This is a genomic window from Streptomyces sp. SBT349 (genome assembly GCF_001083795.1).
Taxonomy (GTDB): Bacteria; Actinomycetota; Actinomycetes; order Streptomycetales; family Streptomycetaceae; genus Streptomyces.
In genome coordinates, this window is the sequence record NZ_LAVK01000304.1 from 1 (window position 1) to 9,041 (window position 9,041).

The window sequence follows — 9,041 nt, forward strand, 5'->3', positions numbered from 1 at the left end:
ACCGCCCACCCCCGACCTCACCCCCCTTCACCGCATCGCCAACCTGGCACGCCTCCTACGCACGTGAACCCGCATCGCATGTTGCAGGGCAGAAGCGAAGCAAGCAGAGCCCATCACGCGCGGACCGCGAACTGGACAAGCCGTCACCCTGCGGCTCAGGCACCCAAAGGCCCGAACACACCAACCGCTGACAGCCCCGAACCGTAGAATCCGCAGCTATGCGATCACCCCAGACACGCAACAAAGCACCACACCCAGCCGATAACGAAACGGCAAACCCCCTCTAACCCCACAGCTCAGGAAGTGTCCTCCCCGCGCAAGCGAGGGTGGTTCGTGGATACGGCAGGTGACGCGATCGGGCGCCTGGTCCTCCCCGCGCAAGCGAGGGTGGTTCGGTCGGCGTCGCACAGATGGAGGTCGGGCGCGCGTCCTCCCCGCGCAGGCGGGGGTGGTTCGGCCAGCACGTACGGCACCGCGTTCATGACGCCGTCCTCCCCGCGCGAGCGGGGGTGGTTCGACACCGGAGGCGTAGCCGGTCTGCTCGGCCGGTCCTCCCCGCGCGAGCGGGGACCGCCGGGGGATCAGGCCGAGTTCGGGTGTGGGGTCAGGAAGTCCGCCAGGCCCTCCAGGAGCCGGTCGACGTCCTGCGCGTCGTTGTACGGGGCCAGGCCGACGCGCAGTCCTCCCGTGTCCCCGAGGCCGAGTCTGCGGGAGGCTTCCACCGCGTAGAAGGACCCGGCCGGGGCGATGACGCCGCGTTCGGCGAGGTACCGGTAGGCGTCGGCGCTGTCGCGGCCGTCGAAGGTGAGCAGCAGTGTCGGTGTGCGGTGGGCGGCCCGCGCGTGCGGGGTGATGGGGCCGAAGCCGGTCAACGCCTCCTCCAGCCGCCGAAGCAGCGCGTGCTCGTGCTCTTCGAGGGCCGCGAAGGCATGGGCCAGCCGCTCCCTGCGGGTGCCGGGCGGCGGGGTGCCGAGCCCGGCGAGGAAGTCGACCGCGGCCCGGGCGCCCGCGAGGAGTTCGTAGGGCAGCGTGCCGAGCTCGAAGCGTTCCGGGACCGCGTCGGTGGAAGGCGCCAGTTTGTCGGGCCGCATCCCCTCCAGCAGGTCCGGCGCGGCGGCGAGGATGCCGAGGTGAGGACCGAGGAACTTGTACGAGGAGCAGACGAAGAAGTCGGCGCCGAGCCGCCCGACGTCGATGGCGGCGTGGGCGGCGCAGTGCACGCCGTCCACATAGAGGAGGGCGCCGGCCCGGTGGACGAGCCGGGCGATCTCGTCGATGGCGGGGCGGGTGCCGATGAGGTTGGAGGCCGCGGTGACGGCCACCAGCCGGGTCCGCTCCGTGAGGACGGCGGTGATGTGCTCGGGGGTGAGTTCCCCCGTTGCGGGGTCGAAGTCGGCCCAGCGGACCGTGACTCCGGCGGTCGCCGCGGCCTGGACCCAGGGCCGGATGTTGGCGTCGTGGTCGAGCCGGGTGACGACGACCTCGTCCCCGGGGGACCAGGTCTTCGCGAGCGTGCGGGCGCAGTCATAGGTCAACTGCGTGGCGCTGCGGCCGAAGACGATGCCGGAAGGATCCGATCCCAGCAGGTCGGCCATCGCCTGCCGGGCTTCGGCGACGATGCCGTCGGCGTTTCGCTCCCCCGGTGTGCCGGCGCCCCGGTTGGAGAGGGGGGCGGCCAGGGATGCGCCGATGGCGTCGATGACGGGCTGCGGCGTCTGCGTGCCGCCCGGTCCGTCGAAGTGGGCACCCCCGGCCTTCAGGGCGGGAATCCGGGACCGGACCGCGGCTACGTCGTAGGTCATGGCGGACACTCCTTCCGACTCAGGGCAGGCGCCGGGCGCCCCGGACGGGGACCCGGCCCCGGCCCGGCAACGGCAGCGGCAGCCCGGCACGGCACGGGCCACGCTTCAGCCGGTGGCCACCGGCCGCAGCGCCACCGGGGGCTGCCGGTCCGGTGCCTGCTGCACGGCGGTGCCGTCGTCCCGGCGGGCGAGCCCGAGCTGGCTGATGGCGTTGACCAGGCGGACCTCGCCACCGTCGGCCGTCACCTGCCAGCGCTGCGTCCGGGCCTCCTCCGAGCAGGTCTCCTGGGTCACCACGGCCCCGGCCTCCAGCGGCGCGCCGAGGTACCGTCGGCCCCGCACGACGTCCAGGCACAGATCGGTGGCGGCGCCGTCGCCTCCGACCGCGCGGACCTGGTAGTAGCCGTCGCGCGTTCCGGTCAGCGCCCAGGTGGTCGCGGCAGCGCCGAACGCGGCCTCCGCACCCGCCTCGGGCCCCGCCGCGGTCAGCCGCTCGTCGCCGCCGGCCACGGTGAGCGCGTAGGTGCCGTCCGGCAGCGGGTGACGGTCCGCGTCGTGCCAGCCGGGCGCGTGGCCGATCCGCTCGGCCAGTTCGACGAACCCGTCATACGTGTCCGCCGGACGCGGACTGCCCCAGGTGGCCTGGGAGATGAACCGCAGGGGCATGAACGCGGCGGCCTCCACCTCGTTCTCCGTCTCGGCGGACGCCGTGTCCGGCCACAGCGTGATCTTGGCGCCGGTCAGGCCCGGATGCCGCTCCGGCAACGTCTCGCCCTCGAATCGCAGCGGAGTCCACCCGCTCTCGTACAGCTCCCGGGTGTCCATGTGGAAGCCGCCGCGCACCAGATAGAGCGCGTAGGCGGCGTTCATCACCCGATGCCCGTCGGCCAGCAGCGAGGACGGCGGCTGGTCCGGCTCGCCGAGCCAGAACTCCACGTCGATGTCCGGATTCAGCGGGATGGTGTGGTCGCCGGTCAGCCCGTCGTTCCAGATCCGCAGCGTCCGGCCCGACTCCCGCACATGGCCGTCGACGCGGTTGAGGAAGTCGACGAACGCGTCCTGCTCCACCGCCTCCGGGCCGAACCTCTCCCGCGCGTACTCCGCGATCTGCGGGTACGCCGCGTACTCGGAGCCGAGCATGTACTCGTCCGCGCCCATGTGCCAGTAGGGCGTGTCCCACACCTCCAGCGCCTCGTCCAGCAGGCCCGTGTAGAAGTCGAACGCCGCCGGTTCCGTGATGTCGAGACGGGACGGTGACCGCTCTCCGTCGACGTCGGTGAGCTGGAGTTCGGGGTGGTTCTCCAGGTACGGGTCCATGTGGCCGGGCGAGTTGATCTCGGGGACCAGCGTGATGTGGTACTTGCGGGCCAGCGCCGACAGTTGCCGCACCTCGTCCTTGGTGTAGTAGCCCCAGAACGCCGTGCCCGGGTAGGCGTCGCTGGCGACCTTCGCCTCGATCCACAGCTGGTTGAGCTTCAGATGGGCCATGTCCCGCATCAGCCGCTCGAACCACTCCATCGAGACATGGACGTAGCAGGCACAGACGCCGACGCCGCGCTCGGCGTACGCGGGCCGGTCGACGGTCCGGCCGCGGGGCAGGGTCACGCCACCGGACAGCATCTGGAGAACGGTGCGGGTGCCGTAGAACGCCCCGTCATCCGTGGAACCGGTCACCCGGACGGTGTCGGCGACGGTCAACTCGTAGCCCTCCGGGCCCAGAACGTCGCCCTGCCGGCGGGAGCGGTCGAGCACCAGTTCAATGTCCCCGGGCGCCGCGCGCCCCCGGGTGACCACCCGTGGCCGCAGGTCGGTGGCGTCGGCCACCTCCTGGGCGAAGGTCTCGGCATCGGCCCGCAGTGCCTCGTCCCGCACGACGATCCGTGAACGTGGCGTCAGCCGGAGGGTGCCCGGACGCGCCGTCCACTCGGTCAGGGCGGGGACGACCTCGGGCACGACCTCGGGCACCGCCGACCGCGCCGGGGACTCCGGCACGGCACTCGCCGTGTCCGCCGGCCCGGGCGCCCCGGACGCCGCCGGCACCGGCGCCGCCAACAACGCCAGCGCCGCCACCGCGACCCCGGCCACACGCAACAGTCGCATCGAAGACCACCTCTGCCTCTTCCCCGGCGGAGCAACCGCTTACTACTCTGCCCCTGACCGACAGGTGCCTGTCAAGATCGGCGCAAGGGCCGGTGGACGCCAGGACGTTGGCACAGCACCCGCACGGCACGGCACCGGCGAGCAGAGGAGCGGCGGATGGCATCCAGGTTCACCATGTCCCGCAGGGAGGCGCTGGCCGCGCTGACCGGCACGGTGGCGGCGAGCGGACTGGCGACCGGGACGGCCGCGGCCGCGAGCGGCGCCGAGGGCGCGGCCACCGCGACCCGCGTCCGCCCCGCCCCCGTCATGCCCGTCGAACCGGGCGACAGTGCCGCGAGGATCGTCGAGAAGGCCGCGCACATCGTGCCCCGCCCCGCGCAGGTCGCCTGGCAGCAGCGGGAGATCATCGGCTTCGGCCACTTCGGGATGAACACCTTCACCGACCGCGAGTGGGGCTCGGGCATGGAGGAGGAGGCCCGCTTCGACCCCCGACGCGTCGATGTCGACCAGTGGATGCGCGCGTACCGGGCGATGGGCGCCGAGCTGATCATCTTCACCGCCAAGCACCACGACGGGTTCACGCTCTATCCCACGCGCTACACCTGCCACTCCGTCGTCGCCAGCCCCTGGTGGACCCGGGACGCGAGCTGCGACGAGGCCACCGCCGAGGAGACGGCGCGGGCGCGGGCGGCGGCCGGGGCGCGGCGCGGGGAGGATCCGTCGGCGTACTGGCGGGTGCGCGACGCCGGCTGCCGCAACCCCGAAGGGGACGTCCTCGGCTCGGTCGTCCGGGCGGCCAGGGCGGGCGGGCTCCGGGTCGGGGTCTACCTCTCGCCCTCGGACGGGGCCGAACTCCCGCACGCCTGGCACGCCGAGACCTACATCCCCTGGGTGCGGGCCAGGCCGGAGTCCGAGCGGTCGTCCGCGGAACGGGCCACGCTGGAGGACGCCCCCGCCCCGCCCGCCGGGCACGGCCGGTTCGGCAACGGCAGCCCTCCCACGGCCCGGACCATCCCCACCCTGGTCGAGGGTGACGACCGCGCCGAGGCCGTGCGCGCCGGGCGTCTGCCCTCGTTCGACGTCACCGTGGACGACTACGACGCCTACTACCTCAACCAGGTCTACGAGTTGTTCACCGAGTACGGCCCCCTCGACGAGCTGTGGCTGGACGGCGCCAACCCGTGGGCCGCGTCCGGCATCAGCCAGCCCTACGACTTCACCACCTGGTTCCGGATCATCAGGGCGCTCTCGCCCGACACCGTGGTCTTCGCGGGCCCGCAGGGCGCCCGCTGGGTGGGCAACGAGGACGGCGTCGCCCGCACCACCGAGTGGAGCGTCGTGCCCGCGACCGCCGACCCGGACACCGTGCACAACGAGGGCCTGATCCCGGGCGGCGCCCAGGCCGAGGACATCGGGTCGCGGGAGGTGCTCACCCGCCCCGAGGTGCGCTTCCTCCAGTGGTTCCCGGCGGAGGCGGACTTCTCCCTGCGGCCCGGCTGGTTCTTCCACCCCGACGAGGCGCCCAAGACACCCGCCCAGCTGATGGACCGCTACCTCAGCTCGGTGGGCCGCAACGCCGTCATGCTGCTGAACGTGCCGCCCGCCCCCGACGGCCGCGTCGCACGGGCCGATGTGGAGTCGCTCACCGCCTTCAGGACCGCCGTCCAGGCCACCTACGGCACCAATCTGCTGGCCCCCGGGCGGGCGGACCCGGTGATCGCCGCGCTGACCGACCCCGCCCTGGGCAGCGGATGGTCACCGCCGGGCGGGTCGGCCACCGGCCATGTGGACCTGACGCTGCCGCGGGCGGTGACGTTCGACCAGGTACGCCTCGGCGAGGACATCACGCGCGGCCAGCGCGTCGAGGAGTTCTCCGTGGAGGCGTGGGCCGGCGGCGGCTGGGTGACGGCCGCCGAGGGGTCGACGATCGGCTACAGCCGCATCCTCGTCCTCCCCGAACCGGTGACGGCCCGGCGGCTGCGCGTCCGCGTCCGGCGGGCTCGGGCCACGCCCCGCCTGGCGTTCGCCGGGCTCTACCTGACGGTGCCGCCCACCGGGGCCGGAACCGGCGCGGACTGACGGCCGGACGCCCCGACGGCGCGCGGCGGCGGGCATGTGCGGCTGTCCTCCCCTTCGCCCGGAGCAGTGCGGCCCGGCCGCCTCGCGGCGGCCGGGTATCACGATCGCCTGTGCGGCGAGGGGCTCCACGGATCGGGCGCGGTCCGTCACATGCCGTCGGCGACCATGGCGGCGACGACGTGGACGTGGCGGTCGGCGTTGGTCTGGCTGAACTCGTTGTCGTAGTTCAGGCCGTACGGCCAGAAGTGGCCGCCGCCGGTGGAGATCGACGCGCTGCCCCCGTCGTACTGCCGCACGAGCGCGGTGGCCTGGGCACCGCGCCATGTGCCGCCGCTGGACAGGGAGTTCCAGCCGCCGCTCTGGCCCACGCCGATGGTGTGAGCGATCTCGTGGAGGGCGGTCCGCTCGGTCATGTAGCTCCGGTTGCCGAAACGGATCGTCCCGTTGATGTTGCCGTCGGCGGTGGGGACGCTCGGGTTGTAGTGGACGGTGATGGTCTTGCCCAGGTCGCTGAGGTCGTTGTACCGGGCGACCGCGGCGTTCATCGCCGAGGTGATGAGTGCGTACGCCTCCCTCTGGTCCTGGGTGGGGTTCTGCGCCCGGACGAGCGTCCAGGAGATGCTGGCCGCCGCGTTCTGCTCCTGTGCTGCCGGAGCGGGGGCCGGGGCCGCGTTGGCCACGGCCGGAACGGCCAGCGCGCCGATCGTCAGCACGGTCACGGCCATGCGCCTGCGGCGGGATACCGTCATGTCATGTCCTCCTCGGTGGGGGGTCCTGGCGCCCCCGGCACGACCCGGTGAGGGCAGGTCGGCCGAGCGGGACGGCAGGTGTGTGCGCCTCGCTTCGCCGACCCGGATCAGCACCCGTCGACGTCGGATCCCTGACATTCGGCCGGTGTTCGACTCGCGCGAGTCACACCAAAAGCCCAGCCGCCTTTCCTGTCAACCCGTCAGGCGAGCCAGTGTCATCGGCTCCTCATCAGGGCCGCGACACGGACGCACCACCCGACACGGCGCGAGGGGCGGTGCCGGTCTTCGCGGGGCGTCACCGTGCCGCAGTCCGCGCCAGTTCGCTACCGGTAAAATGGAGTTACATGGTAGCGTCCGCGCATGGATGTATCCGAAGTGCCGCTGGTGGGTGGCCATCCGGCCATGGATCTGGTCAACACCCGGGAACGGGGGGCGCCGGCGCCCGGCGCCGAGCCGCACGACCACCTCGCCGACCCGGCCGCGCTGCTGGTCTGGGCACGCCGGGCGGGCCTCGCCGGGGACGCGGAGGCCGAGGCGGTGGCCGAGGCGTGGGAACGCGCCCCCGGGGCGGCGCAGGCCGCGCTCGCCGCCACCCGGGACATCCGGGAGTCGCTGTACGTCGGGCTGCTGGCGACCGCGGGCCTGGCGCCGGTCGAGGCGGGGGAGCGAAGCGCCGCCCTCGACCGGCTGCACAGCCGCTGGGTGGCCGCGGCGGGGCGTTCCGCGCTCGCGCCGGAGCCGGGAGGCGCGGCCCCGGCGCGGCTCGCGGTCGGGACCGTTCCCGCGCTGCTCGTGCCCGACCGCGCCGTGGACAGCGCGCTGGACCTGCTGCGCACCGCGGACGTCTCACGGGTGCGCCGGTGCCCGACCGAGAACGGGGGCTGCGGCTGGGTCTTCCTCGACCGCAGCCGCAACGGTTCGCGCAAGTGGTGCCGGATGGCCGACTGCGGCGCGGAGGTCAAGGCCCGCCGCCTCACCGAGCGCAGGCGTGCCGTCCGCGCGGGTCGCCCGGAGAGCCCGGAACGGCTGGAACGGCTGGAACGGCCGGCGGCCGAGCCGCGGCCACAGCCGCCGTCACCGTCACCGTCACAGAGCTACTGATCAAAAGGCGTAAGGGGGTTGCAAGCCATGAAGGGACACGGCAGGGCACGAGCGATCGGGGCCCTGATGGCGCTGTCGCTGTCGACGTTCCTCTACGTCACCGGCGAGACGCTGCCCATCGGCCTGCTCACGCTGATCTCGACCGACCTGTCCACCTCCCAGTCGGCCGTCGGTCTGCTGGTGACCGGCTACGGGCTGGTGGTCGTCCTCACCACCATCCCGCTGACCCAGGTGACCCGCCGGGTGCCGCGCCGCCTCCTGCTGTCGGTCCTGCTGGGCGTGTTCGTGGTGGGCGGCTGGGTCTCGGCCGCGGCGACCGGCTACGCGGTGCTGCTCGCCGCCCGGGTCGTCACCGCGCTGAGCCAGGCGCTGTTCTGGGCGGTGGTGGTGTCGACCGCCACGAGCCTGTTCCCCCCGCGCGTGCAGGGCCGCGTGCTCGCCGTGGTGTTCGGCGGGAGTTCGCTGGCCGCCGTGCTGGGCGTGCCGGCCGGGACCTGGCTCGGCCAGCAGGCCGGCTGGCGGGCGTCCTTCCTCGCGCTCAGCGGCCTCGGCCTGCTCGCGCTGGTCGCGCTCGCGCTGCTGCTGCCCGCCACGCCCGGCGAGGACCGCGCCGCCGCCCGGGCGGCCACCCCGGACGCCCGGCAGTACGCGACGCTGATGGCGGTGACGGTCCTCGCGGTCACCGGGGCGTTCACCTCCTTGACGTACCTCGACCCGTTCCTCACCGGCGTGAGTGCCTTCTCCGCGGCGGCGATCGGGCCGCTCCTGCTCATGCGCGGCATCGCGGGTGTCGTCGGCGTCGCCGTCGGCGGGCACTTCGTCGACCGCGCCGCGGGGGCGGCGGTGGTCCTCCCGGTGGCCGTGCAGACGGCGGCCCTGATCGGGCTGTACGCGGTCGGGGACGTGCCGGTCGCGGCGGCCGGGCTGGTCGCGCTGTCCGGGCTGTCGTTCGCCGCGCTGACCACCGCCCTGGCCAGCAGGGTGCTCCAGGTCGCCCCCGGCAACCTGGAGTTGGCCGCGGCGGGCTCGTCCACCGCGTTCAACGTCGGGATCACCGCCGGGGCCCTGACCGGCAGCGTGCTGCTGGCCGGCGCCGGTGTCCGCAGCACCGCGCTCGCGGGCGGGCTGCTCAGCCTGGCCGCGCTCACGCTCGCCCTGGTGGCCGGCCGCTCCCGGCGGGCACGGCCGGCGCGCCCGCGCACCCCGACCC

6 protein-coding genes are annotated in these 9,041 nt (G+C 73.7%); 3 read left to right on the forward strand and 3 right to left on the reverse strand.

The genetic code is table 11. The features are described 5' to 3' along the window. Positions 1-581: 581 nt before the first annotated feature. Both ADY01_RS27795 and ADY01_RS27800 read right to left on the reverse strand, forming a co-directional pair. A complete protein-coding gene (locus ADY01_RS27795; RefSeq protein ID WP_049579016.1) occupies positions 582-1,802 on the reverse strand; it encodes a cysteine desulfurase-like protein in 1,221 nt (406 codons plus the stop codon). Positions 1,803-1,907: 105 nt separating this feature from the next. Then, positions 1,908-3,902 (reverse strand): family 20 glycosylhydrolase, encoded by a 1,995-nt coding sequence (locus ADY01_RS27800; protein ID WP_053171283.1) that lies wholly within the window; start codon positions 3,900-3,902, stop codon positions 1,908-1,910. Positions 3,903-4,058: 156 nt separating this feature from the next. On the opposite strand from ADY01_RS27800, the gene ADY01_RS27805 reads away from it, so the two are divergent. After that, a complete protein-coding gene (locus tag ADY01_RS27805) occupies positions 4,059-5,981 on the forward strand; it encodes an alpha-L-fucosidase (protein ID WP_049579018.1) in 1,923 nt (640 codons plus the stop codon). 146 nt (positions 5,982-6,127) lie between these two features. Here the strand turns inward: ADY01_RS27805 and ADY01_RS27810 are convergent, their stop codons facing one another. Then, positions 6,128-6,730, reverse strand: coding sequence for a hypothetical protein (locus ADY01_RS27810; RefSeq protein WP_049579019.1), 603 nt, complete (start codon positions 6,728-6,730; stop codon positions 6,128-6,130). A 360-nt stretch (positions 6,731-7,090) separates the two neighbouring features. Here ADY01_RS27810 and ADY01_RS27815 point away from each other — a divergent pair, with 360 nt between their 5' ends. After that, positions 7,091-7,831, forward strand: a complete 741-nt coding sequence (locus tag ADY01_RS27815) for a CGNR zinc finger domain-containing protein (RefSeq protein WP_078900671.1) — start codon at positions 7,091-7,093, stop codon at positions 7,829-7,831. Between the two features lie 27 nt (positions 7,832-7,858). Next, positions 7,859-9,041 (forward strand): MFS transporter (locus ADY01_RS27820; RefSeq protein WP_049579024.1); only part of this gene is annotated, 1,183 nt, incomplete at its 3' end.